This window comes from Paenibacillus sp. MSJ-34 (assembly GCF_018918005.1).
GTDB lineage: Bacteria > Bacillota > Bacilli > Paenibacillales > Paenibacillaceae > MSJ-34.
The window spans coordinates 35,950-50,413 of the sequence record NZ_JAHLPR010000010.1 but is presented as its reverse complement, the minus strand read 5'-3'; the positions used below and the strand labels follow the sequence as shown (position 1 = coordinate 50,413).

Below are 14,464 nucleotides of genomic sequence, written 5' to 3'. Positions count from 1 at the left end.
CGGCATCACTTCCTTTGAAGTCGTAACATCTTGTTGAAAAAACCTTTGACACCGCCTGGGACGGGTTCGGTATAACGTTGACCTGTTATAAATCTGGTCGACATTTGCGCAATTTCCTTGGAAGCGATGCTGTTCGGAAAAGCGATCGTAAACGGCACCTGCTTCTTCACCGCCTTGGATACGTTCGAATCGTCGGATATATAGCCGAGCGTCGGTATATCCAATTCGAGAAATTGCTCTGCCACCAATTTGATTTTATCCGCCGTTTGCCGGCCTTCGGATACGTCGGCCACTCGATTGACAACAAGTTGAAATGAGACGTCCGGGCGCATGCGGTGCACTACTTTGATCAATGCGTATGCGTCGGTTATCGAAGTCGGCTCCGGCGTCGTCACGACGATCGTTTCGTCGGCCGCTACGATAAATTTCAACGTTTCCTTGCTGAGGCCCGCTCCGGTATCGAACAATATGTAATCGACGGAGCCGGTCAACTGATCGACTTGTTCCGTAAAATAATTCAAATCTTCTTCCGGCAGGGACAGCAAATCCTGAAATCCGGATCCCCCCGCGATAAATTGCAATTCCTTCGGTCCGGTATGTATAATCTCCCAAATCGTCTTTTCCCGTTTCAATAAATGGTATAAATGATATCTTGCTTGCACGCCCATTAATACGTCGATATTGGCCATTCCGATATCCGCATCGAATACTAATGCCTTCTGGCCCAGCGATTGCAGCGACAAAGCGAAGTTCAACGTGAAATTCGACTTGCCGACCCCGCCTTTTCCGCTCGTTATCGTAACGATTTTCGTCCGTCTCTCGCCTTGACGCAGGCTTTCCCGGTTGCGGACAAGATTTCTTAAAGCTTGTGCTTGATCAAACATGGGCCTATTCTCCTAAGATGAGATTTATCAGCGCTTCTTCTTGAAGGATTTCGATATCTTCCGGCACATTTTGGCCGTTCGTCACATAGGAAAGCTTGACGTCGTAATCATGAACAAAATTCAAAATCGGCCCATAACATTTCGTTTCGTCCATTTTCGTAAAAATGACCTTGTCTAGCTTAAACTTCGTAAAATGGTCTACGATCGTCTTCATGTCCCGATACTTCGAAGTAAGGCTTAGGACTAAATACATCTCGCTATGGTCCAACGGCCTAAACAAACTGTTCAGTTCGGAAACGAGCATTTCGTTGCGGAAGTTTCTGCCTGCCGTATCCATCAGGATGAGATCGCAGGCTTCCAAATTGCCCATGGCCCGCATAAAATCTTTGGGCGAGTTGACAACTTCGAGCGGTATGTTCAAAATCGTCGCATAAGTGCGCAGCTGTTCCACCGCGGCGATCCGGTACGTATCCGAAGTAATCAAGCCGACTTTCCGGTTGTTTCGGAACAGCTGCTCCGCCGCAAGCTTGGCGATGGTCGTCGTTTTGCCGACGCCGGTCGGGCCCGCCACATACACGATACGCGTTTCTGGCGCGATGCCGCCGGTAAGCGCCGGACCGACGATATTACTCAGGTAGCGCCTTATGCCGTCCCGGACGAACGCTTCGTCGATGTCCAACCCCCGCTCCTCCGCTTCTTCGTGAAGCGACTCGATCCATTGCGCCGTCAATTCCGGATCGACTTCATGCTCTGCCAATAATCGTTCGAGTTGCTGCAGCGGCTCCGGCAGCTGCGATCCCAACGAAGATTGCCGGGTCAAACGGGACAGCGTTTCCTTCATCTGCCTGATCTCTTGCAGCAGGAGCTCGTCGCGCGTCGAGCCGTTCGAAGGGCCGGGCAACGCCGAAATCTCCGGATTGGATTCCCGGAGTTCAATTGGCGCATGCCGCTCTTCCGTCAATTGTGCAACAGCCGCAACCCGGTGCGGCCGCGGCTGCGCTTCCGCCGAAGAAGGGGATGCGGCCGCCGTTTCTTCTTTTTGCAGCGCCGCGACGGCGGCCGCAAACTGAGCCGCAGGCGCGGGGGGTGCCGCCTGCCGGGGCAGGGACGATTTGCCGCCGCCTGCGGTTGCCGTTTTGTCCACGGCTGCGATCACTTCGATTCTTTTTTTGCGGAACATGCCGAGAAAACCGCCGATGTACATATCTTTCGTGCTCAGAATGACCGCGTCATGCCCGAGTTCTTCCCGAATTTGCTTCATCGCCGTCGGCATCGTCTCTACGATATATCGTTTGACCCTCATAAGTTCACCACCCCGACACTTTGTATTTCTACGTTAGGCTCAAGCTCGCTGTACGAAATGACAGGCACATCCTGCATCGTCCGTTCGATCACTTGCCGCAAATACATCCGGATCGTCGGCGACGTCAAAATGATCGGCTGCTGGCCGGATTGGAGGAGACGCTGCACTTGTTCGGTCAGCTTCTGGAAAATTTGCTGCGTTGCCGAAGGATCGAGCGCCAAATAGCTTCCTTGATCGGAGGTATGGACGCTTTCCGCAATTTTTTTCTCCAGCGAAGGTCCGACGGTAATGACCCGCAACGTTTCTCCTTGCGACGTATATTGCTGCGTAATTTGCCTCGACAGCGCTTGCCGCACATATTCGGTCAGAACGTCCGGGTCTTTCGAATAGGTGCCGTAGTCCGCCAACGTTTCGAAAATGGTCACTAAGTCGCGGATCGAAATTTTCTCGCGCAACAGCTTGGCGAGCACCTTCTGAACTTCCCCGATCGTCAGCACGGACGGAATGAGATCGTCGACGAGCGCGGGATACGTTTCCTTGACGTTCTCCACCAGCGCCTTTGTCTCCTGGCGTCCGATCAATTCATGCGCATGTTTCTTGATGATTTCCGTCAAATGCGTCGCAACGACGGACGGCGGATCGACGACCGTATAACCCGCCAGTTCCGCGCGTTCCTTCGTCGCTTCGTCAATCCACAAAGCGGGCAAGCCGAATGCGGGTTCCGTCGTTTCGATGCCGTTGATCGAATCGTCCTCATACCCGGGACTCATAGCCAAATAGTGATTAAGTAATAATTCACCGCGGGCTACCGTATTTCCTTTAATTTTGATGACGTATTCGTTCGGTTTAAGTTGAATATTGTCGCGAATTCGGATTACAGGTACGACAAGTCCCAATTCCAGGGCGCATTGCCGCCGGATCATAATGATCCGGTCAAGCAAATCCCCGCCCTGCTGCGTATCGGCAAGCGGAATTAACCCATAGCCGAATTCGAATTCGATCGGATCGACCTGAAGCAAGCTTATGACGCTTTCCGGACTGCGCACCTCTTCGATTTGCTGCTCTTCTTCTTGCTGTTCCTCTTCGATTTGCCGTTTGGCAAGCGTCTTCTGCATTCTTCTCGCGGCAAACAGCAGCAGCGCCGCAAACGGCAAGGTAGCCATGATGCCGATAGGGGTAAAAAGTCCTAGTACCGTAATCGTGCCTGCCACAATATATATCAATTTCGGATATGTAAATACTTGTCCGCTTAAATCGTCGGCCAAATTGCCGTCGGAAGCGGCTCTCGTCACGATGAGACCGGCCGCCGTCGAGATGAGCAGCGCAGGAATTTGGCTGACCAGCCCGTCGCCGATCGTTAAGATGGAGTAAGTGCCGAGCGCTTCTCCGAACTGCATTCCGTGAATGGCAATCCCGATAATAAAACCGCCGATCAAGTTAATGAGCAAGATGATGATGGATGCGATCGCATCCCCCTTGACGAACTTGCTCGCCCCGTCCATCGCACCGTAAAAGTCGGCTTCCTTCTCGATTTTGGCCCGGCGTTCCCGCGCTTGCTGTTCGTTGATCAGGCCTGCGTTCAAATCGGCGTCGATGCTCATCTGCTTCCCGGGCATCGCGTCGAGCGTAAAGCGGGCGGCAACCTCGGCGACGCGTTCCGAACCTTTCGTAATGACGATAAACTGTACGACGACCAGAATGAGAAAGACGATAAATCCGACAGCCGGTTCTCCCTGCGCTACCCAACCGCCGAAGGTGGCTACGACATGTCCCGCATTGGCCTGGCCCAAGATAAGCTTTGTCGTCGAAATGTTAAGCGCCAGCCGAAACAGTGTCGTAATCAGCAGCAGCGCCGGAAAAATGGAGAACTGCAGCGCTTCTTTCGTATTCATGGCGATTAGCAAAACCATGAGTGCAAGCGATATGTTAATAATCAATAAAATATCCAAAAGCCAAGTCGGGATCGGCAAAACCATCATAAGAACGATACCGATGATTCCGAGAAGAACGGTTAAATCTTTAGCCTTCAAGTTTGCCACCTCCAATCCCCTGCTTTATTTCGATTTTCCTTTGAGCTTGTACACATAGGCCAGAACTTCGGCTACCGCCTGGAACAAATCCGCCGGAATGGAATCTCCGATTTCCGTCCGTTCGAACAGCGCTCTGGCCAAAGGTTTATTTTCCATCGTCACGATTCCATGCTCTTTGGCGATTTCTTTAATTTTCAGCGCCACATAATCCTGGCCTTTCGCAATAATTTGCGGAGCTTCCATTTCGCCCGAATCGTACTTTAGAGCGACGGCAAAGTGAGTCGGGTTCGTAATGATGACATCCGCTTTCGGAACATCCTGCATCATTCGCCGCAGCGCCATACGGCGCTGGCGTTCGCGAATCTTTCCTTTGATCAGCGGATCGCCCTCCATCTTCTTGAACTCGTCTTTAATGTCCTGCTTGGACATTCGCAAGCTCTTCTCATGCGAATAACGCTGGTACATATAGTCGAAAAAGGCGAGCACCAGCAGCAAAGCCGCGATTTTCAAGCCGAGCGACAATGTTAATTTCGCCGCGAATTGAAAGATTTGCTCCACCGACAGATGGGACAGCATGAGCAAATGTTCCCGTTCGCCCCAAAGCGACGTATAGACGAGAAGCCCGATCACCGCCAATTTCAGCATTGACTTGAAAAATTCGACGACGGAGCGCATCGAGAAAATATTTTTGAAACCTTTGATCGGATCAAGCTTGCTCAATTTCATTTTCAGCGGCTCGCCCGTGAGCAAAAAGCCGATCTGCATATAATTGGCCAAGATCGCGACGACGATAGCCATGACGAAAATAGGCGCAAGAAAAATGAGCATTTGCAAGGTGAAATCGGCGAATAACGTCATCACATTTTGCTCGGTAATCGTTTCATTCAACCGGTTCGCCAGCGGTTCGCGAAACAACCGGAGCAGATGGTCCTTAAAAAAACCGCTGAACATGAGCAAGCATAAAAACGCTCCCAATAGAATGGCAGAACCGGGTATTTCCGCACTTTTTGCAACTTGACCTTTTTGCCGCGCCTCCTTGCGTTTTTTTGGCGTCGCTTTTTCCGTCTTCTCTTGTGAAAAAAGCTGAAGGTCAAGGCTATAGCGCAATTGCACGAATGCCCCCCCTTTTTGAACTGGAATTCAAAACAAAACTCAAATCGCGTTCATTAAATAGAGCAATTGATCGAGCGATTCGAACATGCGGGCGAACAATTGTTGGAAAATGACCGCCAGTCCGGACATGACAAAGAACAGCATCAACAAACCGACAATAATTTTCAACGGGATCCCGATGACGAACACATTGAATTGAGGCGCCGTCCGCGCCAGAAAACCGAGTCCGACGTCCGTCAGAAACAACGCGACGACAAGCGGAGCCGCGAGTTGAAACGCGAGCACGAAAGCGTGAGCGAAAGTAAGCACCAAAAACTCCGAAATGCGTCCTTCCGCAATCCGCCCAAACAATTCATTCGTCAAAGGCACCACTTCATAACTGCGAATGAGCGCATTCAATAAATAATGATGGCCGTTCATCGTTAAGAACAGCAGCGTGGCCACCAAATATTTAAAACCGCCCATAATCGGCGAGTTCAAACCCGAAACCGGGTCGATGACGTTCGCAATCCCGAACCCGATTTGCATATCGATGAATCCGCCTGCCGTATGAATCGCGGAAAAAAAGACGTAGGCCGTAAATCCCATTAACAGGCCGACAATAATCTCGCGCAAGATCGAAACGATGTAAAAGGTATCGGTCGGTACGCTTTTCGTTATGCCGTATGTCAAGAAAATAATCAACGCGACGAAAAAAGAAAGTCCGATTTTGAACGGCGCCGGGACGTTTCGCGTCGAAAAGACAGGGGCGACAACAAAAAACGATGTGATTCGACAAAAAATAAGCAAAAAGACAGGGAAGGCTTGCATTATGACTTCCATCTGCTCACAGCCTATCCGATATATTGATGTAAATTATTCAAGATGCTGTATGTAAAGTCGACCATGGTCGTTAAGATCCACGGGCCGAAAAGAAGCAAAGCGACAAATACGGCGATAATTTTCGGAACGAACGCGAGCGTTTGTTCCTGGATTTGCGTCGTCGCTTGCAGTATGCTCACGGTCAGACCGACGGCCAACGCCATAATAAGCAATGGCGCGGACACTTTCAATACGGTGTAGACCGCCTGACCTGCCAATCCGATGATAAATTCCGTGGTCATATGCAGTCACTCCTAACCGTTTCATCTTCACGTATTAAAGCTGGCCAATAGCGATTGCACGACAAGATACCAACCGTCCACCAAAATAAACAACAATATTTTGAACGGAAGCGAAATCATGACCGGCGGAAGCATCATCATCCCCATCGACATGAGAACGCTGGCGACTACCATGTCAATGACGAGAAACGGCACGAATATCATAAATCCCATTTGCAACGCCGTCTTCAATTCGCTGATCGCATAAGCCGGCACCAGTACGGTAATCGGCAAATCTTCGAAACTTTGCGGTTTCTCCGTTTTCGTATATTTCATGAATAAGAGCAAATCTTTCTCGCGCGTATGCGAGATCATAAATTTCTTCAACGGAACGGAAGCCTTCTCGAGCGCCGCCGTCTGATTGATTTCCCCTTTCAGGTACGGCTGGAGCGCAACCTGATTCACATCGGAAATGGTAGGCGACATGACGAACAGCGTCATGAACAGCGCAAGCCCGATCAATACTTGATTGGGCGGCATCTGCTGCGTTCCTAATGACGTTCGGACGAAGCCGAGTACGATGACGATTCTGGTAAAGCTTGTCATCAGGAGCAAAATCGCCGGAGCGACGCTGAGCACGGTGATGATTAACAATAGCGATAACGCGCTCGTTCCCGGTTGCCCATCCGATTCTCCGATTTGAATATTAATGTTCGGAATCGGCTCCGCATACGCTTGTACTACCGTCAATAAAGCAAAGAGTTGTAACAGAATGATCGCTATAACGACTTTTCTTTTCATTTATCCATCAACCGATCTGCATTATTTTCGTCCTGCAGCAGTTCCTCTACTTTTTGTTTGCGGTTCGGCATTCGATTGAGCTTCGTTTGAAACACTTCGTGAAAGGAAACGGAGGACATTTCCTGTTCTTGATCGTATTGTTCCGTCTTCGCTTCCCGTTTGCGGAATTTGCTCCGGATGCCGTTTATAAGCGGTCCGAATTCGGTACGGTTCGCCAGTTCCGACTCGAACGCGGCGACGATCGCCGCCACCTCATCCGGATCCGAAACTTTGTCCACAAGCCGGACATCGTCCCCGACGCCGATCACGTAAATCGTATTTCCGATTTCAAGCACTTGCAGCGATTTATTCTGCGCAAGTCCTATGGCGCCTAATGTGCGTATGGATCGATTTTTCAGCCAGGTCCGATTTTTTTGCCCTAAAAATTTGGCGACAACGACGATCAAGGCAATGACGATAATCATGGCGACGATGACCCATACGACGTTTAATACCGCGCTCATCGGGTCGTAAGATCGGCCCGGAATTTCTGGTTCGACCGAAAGCAGGGAAATCATTTTCTATGAACCTAGCGTTTTCTTAATCGCTTCGATTACGCGGTCCGCCTGGAACGGTTTCACGATAAAATCTTTCGCCCCGGCTTGGATCGCATCGATAACCATCGCTTGCTGCCCCATCGCGGAACACATGATGACTTTGGCCGAAGGGTCCGTCTTTTTAATTTCTTTCAGAGCGGTAATACCGTCCATTTCCGGCATCGTAATATCCATCGTAACGAGATCGGGCTTATGCTCCTTGAATTTCTCGATCGCTTGGGATCCGTCCTGCGCTTCCGCCACGACTTCATACCCGTTCTTGGTCAAAATGTCACGGATCATCATTCTCATGAAAGCTGCGTCATCTACGATTAAAATACGGTTTGACATTTGTAAAAATCCTCCCTAGAACTATTGTAGTTTTTGAATTCGATCCCATTGGCTCACGATATCCGTAACACGAACACCAAAGTTTTCATCGATAACCACAACTTCGCCTTTCGCGATCAATTTGTTGTTCACGAGTATATCGACTGGTTCGCCGGCCAATTTGTCCAGCTCGATAATGGAACCTTGGGACAGTTCCAATATTTCCTTAATCTGCTTCTGGGTCCTTCCTAATTCTACAGTGACCTTGAGCGGGATGTCTAATAATAAATTTAGATTCGTCTCGTCCGCCTGCGTATAAGGCCCCGATTGGAGGTTGCCGAATTTCACCTGCTGGACGTTGCGATTGGCCGCGGCTCCGTACGAAGCCGGTTGCGGCGGAGCTTGATATGCGCTGGCGTAGGTCGGATCGACCGCGTTCGCATACGTTTGCGCCGGCGCCTGCGGAACGTTCGCTTGAGGCGTTTGCTGCGGCACAGACGGCGCCTCGACCGGAACCGGCGCCGGCTCGCTTTCTTCCACGCCGCCCATCAAGGTGCGCACCAACTCTTTGGCAAACGGCACGGGCAACAGCTGCATAATCGTCGAATCGATCAGGTCGCCGATCGTCAGCCGGAACGATACCTTCACCATAATGTCGTCTTCCGGCAATTTCGTAAGCCCCCGGCCGCTTTCAATATTCAAAATATCGATGCCCGGCGGAGAAATATTGACCAAGCGATTAAAGATCGTTGACATTGAAGTAGCCGAAGATCCCATCATCTGATTCATCGCTTCTTGCACGGCGCTAATATGTATTTCCGTCAATTCCTCTTCTTCGGTGACGACACCGTCCCCGCCCAGCATTAAGTTGGCGATGACCTGCGCGTCCTTCGTCCGGATCACGAGCGAGTTGATGCCTTCGAATCCATCCACATACGTCACATGCACCGCTACATGCGGACGCGGAAACTCGCTGTCGAAATCTTCACGGGAAATCATCGACACTTGCGGTGTCGTAATATCCACCTTCTTGCCTAATAGCGTCGATAAGGCGGTAGCCGCGCTGCCGAATGTAATGTTTCCGATTTCGCCCAATGCGTCTTGCTCGATATGAGTCAAATAGTCGCCGATCGATGTTTCCGCAGATTCCGCGGAGCCTGCGGCCGACTGGTTTAACAGAGCGTCTATTTCTTCTTGCGACAAATAATCTTTACTCGTCATGTTCTTCAACTCCTTCATTGACAATTTCGTCAATCTGGACTGCCATTCGATCTTTTACGACGCCCGGACTGCCGATAAACTTTAATTTTTCGCCAACTTTCACCGACAATCCTTCTTCTACTTTCTTATTTAACGTAATTACATCCCCTACCGATAAAGATAAAAATTCCTGAATCGTAATTTGCGAGTTTCCAAGCTCCGCAACGAGCGGCAGTTTGGCTTTGTTGACGCGCAAGCGCAGCGTCTCCACTTCTTCCGGCGCCCGCGATTTTTTTTGCGATACGAACCAATGATGCACCGATAAACGCGGCATAATCGGCTCGATGACCACATGCGGAATGCAAAGGTTAATCATCCCCGTCGTATCGCCGATTTTGGTGCTAAGCGAGATGAGCGCGATCGTCTCGTTCGGCGATACGATTTGCATAAATTGCGGGTTCGTTTCCAGCGCCTCGAGACGCGGAGTAATATCGATCACCGTTTTCCACGCTTCCTGCAAGCTTTCGAACGCTCTGCTGAAAATTCGCTCCATGACGATCGTCTCGATTTCCGTCAATGCGGTAATTTTGGACGGCGCCGTGCCGATGCCTCCCAATAAGCGATCCAACATGGCATAAGCGACGTTGGGATGAACTTCGAGCACCATTCTTCCTTCGAGCGGCTCCGCCTCAAAAATGTTCAATATCGTCATTTTCGGGATGGACCGAATAAACTCGTCGTAAGGCAGCTGCTCCACCTGAACGACGTTGATTTGCACAAACGTTCGAAGCTGCGCAGAAAAATAGGTCGTCAAATAACGGGCAAAGTTTTCATGAATCCGCGTTAAACTGCGAATATGATCTTTGGAGAAACGGACGGCTCTTTTAAAATCGTAAGAACGGATTTTTTTCTGCGATTCTTCTTTTTTCAATTCTTCCGCATCCATTTCGCCGGAAGAAAGAGCTGCAAGTAAAGCATCGATCTCATTCTGTGATAAAACATCAACCAATCGTTTCACCCCCTTAGCGTCATCGCTTGCGGCGCACCGGCTAGATGCTCGACATAATGAAGTCCGTCACGTCGATTTTAACCAGCTTGCCGTCCGGCAGCGTCTTGTTGATCAAATTGACAAGCTTGGCGCTTAATTGGTCTTTGCCGTTTGCGCCTGTCAACTCCTCAGGCTTCATGTCCGCCAACGTTTTAATAATAATCGGCTTAATATTGATGTCCTTAATTTTGTCGAAATTTTCCTTCGTTTTTTTCTTGTCCAGTTGAAACGCGAAGCTGATCATTACGATATAATCCGGATCCCCCAAATTCGTTTTAATTTCACTAATTTGCGATGTCACTTCCACGATTTCGTTCGCCGACAATTTCTTTGCCTCCACTTGCTCTACGGCGTTTTGCACCGGCGTTTTATCGGTGTCGGCGATAAACGTCCTATATAACAAAAAAGCCGCAAGTATGATCAAGGTGATGGCCAGTAATATGGTAATGAGCCATGGCAACATCTTCTTCATGATGACCCCTCCGTCGATTGGAACTTGATGGTCGCGCCGAGCACGCCGACACTGCTAACGTATTCCTTCATCAGTCGAATCACTTCGTCGGCCTTTTCCAACACGATCATTTTTTTGCCTGTAACTAACGTTATGTATGTATCCGGCGTTTCCTCGATGCTCTCGATTAACAAAGCGTTGACCCACACTTGAGAACCGTTCAAACGCGTCACGGAAATCATAGATATCCTCCTTCGCGATTCCCCCGGAAGAGACGGAGCTCTTCCGGGACGAACCGGCTGTTGTAAACAAACGTACAACAAATCGATGCCATTTCCTGCTATTTCATATTCCGTCAATCAACGTCCAACATTTGGGGCATTATCGTTTCAAGTTCACAACTTCTTGAAGCACTTCGTCCGAAGTCGTAATAATTCTGGAGTTCGCCTGGAATCCGCGCTGCGCCACGATCATTTCCGTAAATTCGTTCGTCAGGTCGACGTTCGACATTTCAAGCTGCCCGGTAATAATGGCGCCGGTTCCGTTCTCCGCATCGTTGCCCCCGAAAAATTCACCCAGCGCGCCGCCCGGGTTCGCGTTGGCCGTCATCCGGTACAAATTGCCGCCGATTTTCTCCAGACCGGCCGGGTTAACAACCTTGGCAATTCCGATCTGCGGCCCTTGTTCGATCTCGCCGTCGGCCGTTGTCAACATAATGTAACCGTCCTGACCGATCGAGAAGCTGACCGCATCTCCGTCAATGACAATCGGCGTACCGCCGGTATCGCAGACGTTCAAACCATCCGCATTCACCAGATTGCGATCCGCGTCCACCGTAAAATTGCCGGCGCGGGTCAAGTAGGGCACTCCCTGATCCTCGCCCATCTTGACGATGAAGAAACCGTCGCCGTCGATCCGCAAGTCGAGCGGGCTGTTCGTCGTCATCGCGCTGCCGCCTAAATGGATCGTATCGATCGCCGCGACCGCTACGCCGAGACCGACTTGCTGCGGATTCACCCCGCCGCGGCCGTCATTCGGCGCCGTGACGCCGGCGACCGTTTGGCTCATAATGTCTTTGAACATGACGCGTCCCGCTTTGAAGCCCGCCGTATTCACGTTGGCGATATTGTTGCCGATGACGTCAAGCTTCGTTTGGAAACCGCGCATGCCTGAAACGCCGGAATACATTGATCTTAACATGGTGATACTCCTCCTTAACGTAATGATTGCAGTTTGCGATCGCATCCGTCGATCCGCGACCGCCGGGCTCCCTTTTCGGTCCGGCCCTTATGAAACTACAATTGCGCTGTCAATTTGCGTAAACACATTGTCCTGCATCGATGCGCTGTCCATCGCCGTCACGACCGTCCGGTTTTTCACATTGACGATAAAAGCCATGTCGCTCATAATGATCAGCGAATCGTTCGCCCCTTTGGATGCGGCTTTGTCGATCGCCGATCCGATTTTCGTCAAATGATCGGGCTGAAGCTCGATTCCGCGCTGGGCGAGTCTCATCTCCGCATGCTGGCTAAACCGGACAAGCTCATTCTCGAGCAGCCGCTGAAAGCTTGGACCGTTCGGTGGATACGCCGGCGCTAACGCCTTGTTCCGCACCGCCGCCGGAGGCACTTTCCCCGGATATAACTGTCCTATCGTCAAGCGATCCGTCATAGCGCATCCTCTCCGGTTCCATCCAATGCGTCTTCCTCATCGGCGTTGTCAGGTTCGGAAACATCCGAATCGTTGCCATTCTCGCCGTCATCGATCATCCCGGTGTCGTTTTCGATTTTCTCGATCTTGTCCAGCTCGATTTGCTCCTCGCCTACTTGGGCGTATTGCACACCTTCTTTAATGACGATCGATTCGACGACGCCGCTTTTCGTCTCCGGAGGATCGCCTGGCACCGTCCAACTGACCACTTTGCCGATCAGTCCCGAAGACGCTCCAAGCGACTGCTGCATCACGCCGAGTTGTTTCGAAATATTCATGAGCTGCTCAACGGAAGTGAACTGGGCCATTTGGGCGATAAATTCCCGGTCTTGCAGCGGTTGCGTCGGGTCTTGATTTTGCAGCTGGGTAATCAAAATTTTGAAAAAATCGTCTTTCCCCAGCGTTTGCTTATGTTCTTTCTTGCTTGCCGCCGCCACATTTTCAGGGCTGTAATTCGGCCAAACATTTTTCGTTGAAATGATGTCGCTTGCCAAACGCGATCACCTCCTTCGCAATCTAGGCGCTGGCCGTAAACGAGCTTTCGTCTCCAATTCTGTCCGCCTCCGCTTGTTCATCCATATCGAATCGGAAGCCGGACTCGATTTCTTCTACGTTCGCTCCGCGCTTCTTGTTCTGCTGTTCGGAAGCTTGCTGCTCGCGGTGTTGCTGCCGTTGTTCCTGGAACAATTGGGAAGACAAGTTCTCGTTATGCGTTACTTCCAACTTCTCCACTTGCAATCCTTGCGCCTGGAGCGCAGCTCGCAATTGTACCATCTGGTTCTCAAGCAGCTCTCTTGCCGCCGCCCGTTCCGTTACGAACGAAGCGACCAACTGCCCGTTCTGAAGCGTAATTTTCACGTCCACCTGTCCTAAATGCTCCGGATACAGCGATATTTTCGCTTCGGACATGCCGTGCAGTTTGGCGAAGCTCATCTGCTTGACGATAAACCGGGTCATATCTTGCGGCACATTGTTCGCGTTGACCGCCTCCGGCGCTTTCACTTGCACATGATCGCCCGTACGGAGCGACAACTGGCCCGCCGTTACGGTTTGTCCGCCCGTATCCGCCGATTCGCCGGAAGGACGAACGGTCTGGACGTCCGCGCGCAACGTTTCGCCTGCTGCAGCCTGGTTCGCCGCGATTTGCGACTGCTGAGCCGCAGAGCTCATATTCATTTGCAGCGGTTGAGCCGTTTGGCCCGAAGCAGCCGTGTTCGCCGCCATCATATGGCGTACAAACGCCGAGTGATCCGCGCCATCGATCCCAGCTGCTTTCAACAGCGTTTGCAGCGATTTGATCAATTGCGCCGCTTGTTCGCCGCTTGCCGCCGTCAATATCGCTTGATGCGGCTGCGCTTGCGTTGCGGCTGCCGGAGCGTTCGATTCCGCCGCGGTTTGCCTTGCCGTATGCTGCCCGGACTGCGCTATGGCCGCCAATTGCACGAGAGCGTCCTGTACGGCAAAGCGCAACGTTTCAGGATGGCTTGCCAAGTCGAGCTCGATTGCCCCTCCGCTCGTCTCTGCTTCCGCGATGTTCTGGCCGCCTGCCGCGAGCATTGCCGCCAATACTTCGTTCGCCTGAGCCAACCATTGCTGCAATTGTTGAAGCAATTCCTTATCCTGCTCCACTTTGCCGTCGGTTTGCTGCAGCATGCCGAGGATTAGCGCAATGAGCCATTGCATGTCCTCTTCGCCGTTTCCGCCCGTCAGAGAGAATAACGAGCCGACCGCTCCGTTCAACGGATTCGCCGCGCTCGCTTGATCGCCGGAGGCGATGTTGCCGCCGAGGACATGCACGAGCATTTGACCGAACGGATCCGCGGCTTGACTAGGCGAAGACGCTCCGCCTTTGCCTGTCACGGCGCTCGCGGAACTGCCCGATAATACGTTAGAAATCATCACATTCATCGTTTTCACCTCCTTTCGTGTCATCCGCC

Annotated in this window: 17 protein-coding genes; all 17 read right to left on the bottom strand. The window is 51.3% G+C overall.

Going from position 1 to position 14,464, the window contains the following annotated elements; genetic code table 11:
• Positions 1 to 5 precede the first annotated feature (5 nt).
• The gene (locus tag KQI79_RS07060) at positions 6 to 884 is read right to left on the bottom strand and encodes a MinD/ParA family protein (RefSeq protein WP_216537525.1); all 879 of its coding nucleotides are present in this window, start codon (positions 882 to 884) and stop codon (positions 6 to 8) included.
• Between the two features lie 4 nt (positions 885 to 888).
• On the bottom strand, positions 889 to 2,187 hold the full coding sequence (flhF, locus tag KQI79_RS07055) for a flagellar biosynthesis GTPase FlhF (RefSeq protein WP_216537524.1): 1,299 nt from the start codon (positions 2,185 to 2,187) through the stop codon (positions 889 to 891).
• Positions 2,184 to 4,217: a flagellar biosynthesis protein FlhA gene (gene flhA / locus KQI79_RS07050; RefSeq protein ID WP_216537523.1), complete on the bottom strand. Its 2,034-nt coding sequence runs from the start codon at positions 4,215 to 4,217 to the stop codon at positions 2,184 to 2,186. Before flhA ends, flhF begins: the two co-directional genes overlap by 4 nt.
• 24 nt (positions 4,218 to 4,241) lie before the next feature.
• Positions 4,242 to 5,330 (bottom strand): flagellar biosynthesis protein FlhB, encoded by a 1,089-nt coding sequence (gene flhB, locus KQI79_RS07045; RefSeq protein WP_216537522.1) that lies wholly within the window; start codon positions 5,328 to 5,330, stop codon positions 4,242 to 4,244.
• 39 nt (positions 5,331 to 5,369) lie between these two features.
• Entirely contained in the window at positions 5,370 to 6,152 is a 783-nt protein-coding gene (fliR, locus tag KQI79_RS07040; RefSeq protein ID WP_216537521.1) for a flagellar biosynthetic protein FliR, read from the bottom strand.
• 11 nt (positions 6,153 to 6,163) lie between these two features.
• Positions 6,164 to 6,433: a flagellar biosynthesis protein FliQ gene (gene fliQ, locus KQI79_RS07035; protein ID WP_216537520.1), complete on the bottom strand. Its 270-nt coding sequence runs from the start codon at positions 6,431 to 6,433 to the stop codon at positions 6,164 to 6,166.
• Positions 6,434 to 6,460: 27 nt separating this feature from the next.
• A complete protein-coding gene (fliP, locus tag KQI79_RS07030; protein WP_216537519.1) occupies positions 6,461 to 7,213 on the bottom strand; it encodes a flagellar type III secretion system pore protein FliP in 753 nt (250 codons plus the stop codon).
• Complete coding sequence (locus KQI79_RS07025) at positions 7,210 to 7,770, bottom strand: flagellar biosynthetic protein FliO (protein WP_216537518.1); 561 nt, start codon at positions 7,768 to 7,770, stop codon at positions 7,210 to 7,212. The genes fliP and KQI79_RS07025 overlap by 4 nt, the downstream gene beginning before the upstream one ends.
• 3 nt (positions 7,771 to 7,773) lie before the next feature.
• A complete protein-coding gene (locus tag KQI79_RS07020; protein ID WP_216537517.1) occupies positions 7,774 to 8,139 on the bottom strand; it encodes a response regulator in 366 nt (121 codons plus the stop codon).
• Between the two features lie 21 nt (positions 8,140 to 8,160).
• Positions 8,161 to 9,339: a flagellar motor switch phosphatase FliY gene (gene fliY / locus KQI79_RS07015; protein WP_216537516.1), complete on the bottom strand. Its 1,179-nt coding sequence runs from the start codon at positions 9,337 to 9,339 to the stop codon at positions 8,161 to 8,163.
• Positions 9,329 to 10,327 carry a flagellar motor switch protein FliM gene (gene fliM, locus KQI79_RS07010; protein ID WP_216537515.1) on the bottom strand — a complete coding sequence of 333 codons (999 nt, stop codon included), beginning with the start codon at positions 10,325 to 10,327 and terminating at the stop codon, positions 9,329 to 9,331. The genes fliY and fliM overlap by 11 nt, the downstream gene beginning before the upstream one ends.
• 40 nt (positions 10,328 to 10,367) lie before the next feature.
• Positions 10,368 to 10,838, bottom strand: coding sequence for a flagellar basal body-associated FliL family protein (locus KQI79_RS07005; protein ID WP_216537514.1), 471 nt, complete (start codon positions 10,836 to 10,838; stop codon positions 10,368 to 10,370).
• Entirely contained in the window at positions 10,835 to 11,059 is a 225-nt protein-coding gene (locus KQI79_RS07000) for a flagellar FlbD family protein (protein WP_216537513.1), read from the bottom strand. The genes KQI79_RS07005 and KQI79_RS07000 overlap by 4 nt, the downstream gene beginning before the upstream one ends.
• A 139-nt stretch (positions 11,060 to 11,198) precedes the next feature.
• Positions 11,199 to 12,017: a flagellar basal body rod protein FlgG gene (flgG, locus tag KQI79_RS06995; RefSeq protein WP_216537512.1), complete on the bottom strand. Its 819-nt coding sequence runs from the start codon at positions 12,015 to 12,017 to the stop codon at positions 11,199 to 11,201.
• Between the two features lie 87 nt (positions 12,018 to 12,104).
• Positions 12,105 to 12,488, bottom strand: coding sequence for a TIGR02530 family flagellar biosynthesis protein (locus KQI79_RS06990; RefSeq protein WP_216537511.1), 384 nt, complete (start codon positions 12,486 to 12,488; stop codon positions 12,105 to 12,107).
• Complete coding sequence (locus tag KQI79_RS06985; RefSeq protein ID WP_216537510.1) at positions 12,485 to 13,021, bottom strand: flagellar hook capping FlgD N-terminal domain-containing protein; 537 nt, start codon at positions 13,019 to 13,021, stop codon at positions 12,485 to 12,487. Before KQI79_RS06985 ends, KQI79_RS06990 begins: the two co-directional genes overlap by 4 nt.
• A 22-nt stretch (positions 13,022 to 13,043) precedes the next feature.
• Positions 13,044 to 14,435, bottom strand: coding sequence for a flagellar hook-length control protein FliK (locus tag KQI79_RS06980; RefSeq protein ID WP_216537509.1), 1,392 nt, complete (start codon positions 14,433 to 14,435; stop codon positions 13,044 to 13,046).
• Positions 14,436 to 14,464 lie beyond the last annotated feature (29 nt).

Bases quoted from the DNA above. Each gene is read 5' to 3' on its own strand.
- flgG (WP_216537512.1), bottom strand. From the start codon at position 12,017: ATGTTAAGATCAATGTATTCCGGCGTTTCAGGCATGCGCGGTTTCCAA.
- KQI79_RS07060 (WP_216537525.1), bottom strand. From the start codon at position 884: ATGTTTGATCAAGCACAAGCTTTAAGAAATCTTGTCCGCAACCGGGAA.
- fliP (WP_216537519.1), bottom strand. From the start codon at position 7,213: ATGAAAAGAAAAGTCGTTATAGCGATCATTCTGTTACAACTCTTTGCT.
- KQI79_RS07000 (WP_216537513.1), bottom strand. From the start codon at position 11,059: ATGATTTCCGTGACGCGTTTGAACGGTTCTCAAGTGTGGGTCAACGCT.
- fliQ (WP_216537520.1), bottom strand. From the start codon at position 6,433: ATGACCACGGAATTTATCATCGGATTGGCAGGTCAGGCGGTCTACACC.
- fliY (WP_216537516.1), bottom strand. From the start codon at position 9,339: ATGACGAGTAAAGATTATTTGTCGCAAGAAGAAATAGACGCTCTGTTA.
- KQI79_RS06980 (WP_216537509.1), bottom strand. From the start codon at position 14,435: ATGAATGTGATGATTTCTAACGTATTATCGGGCAGTTCCGCGAGCGCC.
- KQI79_RS06990 (WP_216537511.1), bottom strand. From the start codon at position 12,488: ATGACGGATCGCTTGACGATAGGACAGTTATATCCGGGGAAAGTGCCT.
- KQI79_RS07025 (WP_216537518.1), bottom strand. From the start codon at position 7,770: ATGATTTCCCTGCTTTCGGTCGAACCAGAAATTCCGGGCCGATCTTAC.
- fliR (WP_216537521.1), bottom strand. From the start codon at position 6,152: ATGGAAGTCATAATGCAAGCCTTCCCTGTCTTTTTGCTTATTTTTTGT.
- flhF (WP_216537524.1), bottom strand. From the start codon at position 2,187: ATGAGGGTCAAACGATATATCGTAGAGACGATGCCGACGGCGATGAAG.
- KQI79_RS07005 (WP_216537514.1), bottom strand. From the start codon at position 10,838: ATGAAGAAGATGTTGCCATGGCTCATTACCATATTACTGGCCATCACC.
- KQI79_RS07020 (WP_216537517.1), bottom strand. From the start codon at position 8,139: ATGTCAAACCGTATTTTAATCGTAGATGACGCAGCTTTCATGAGAATG.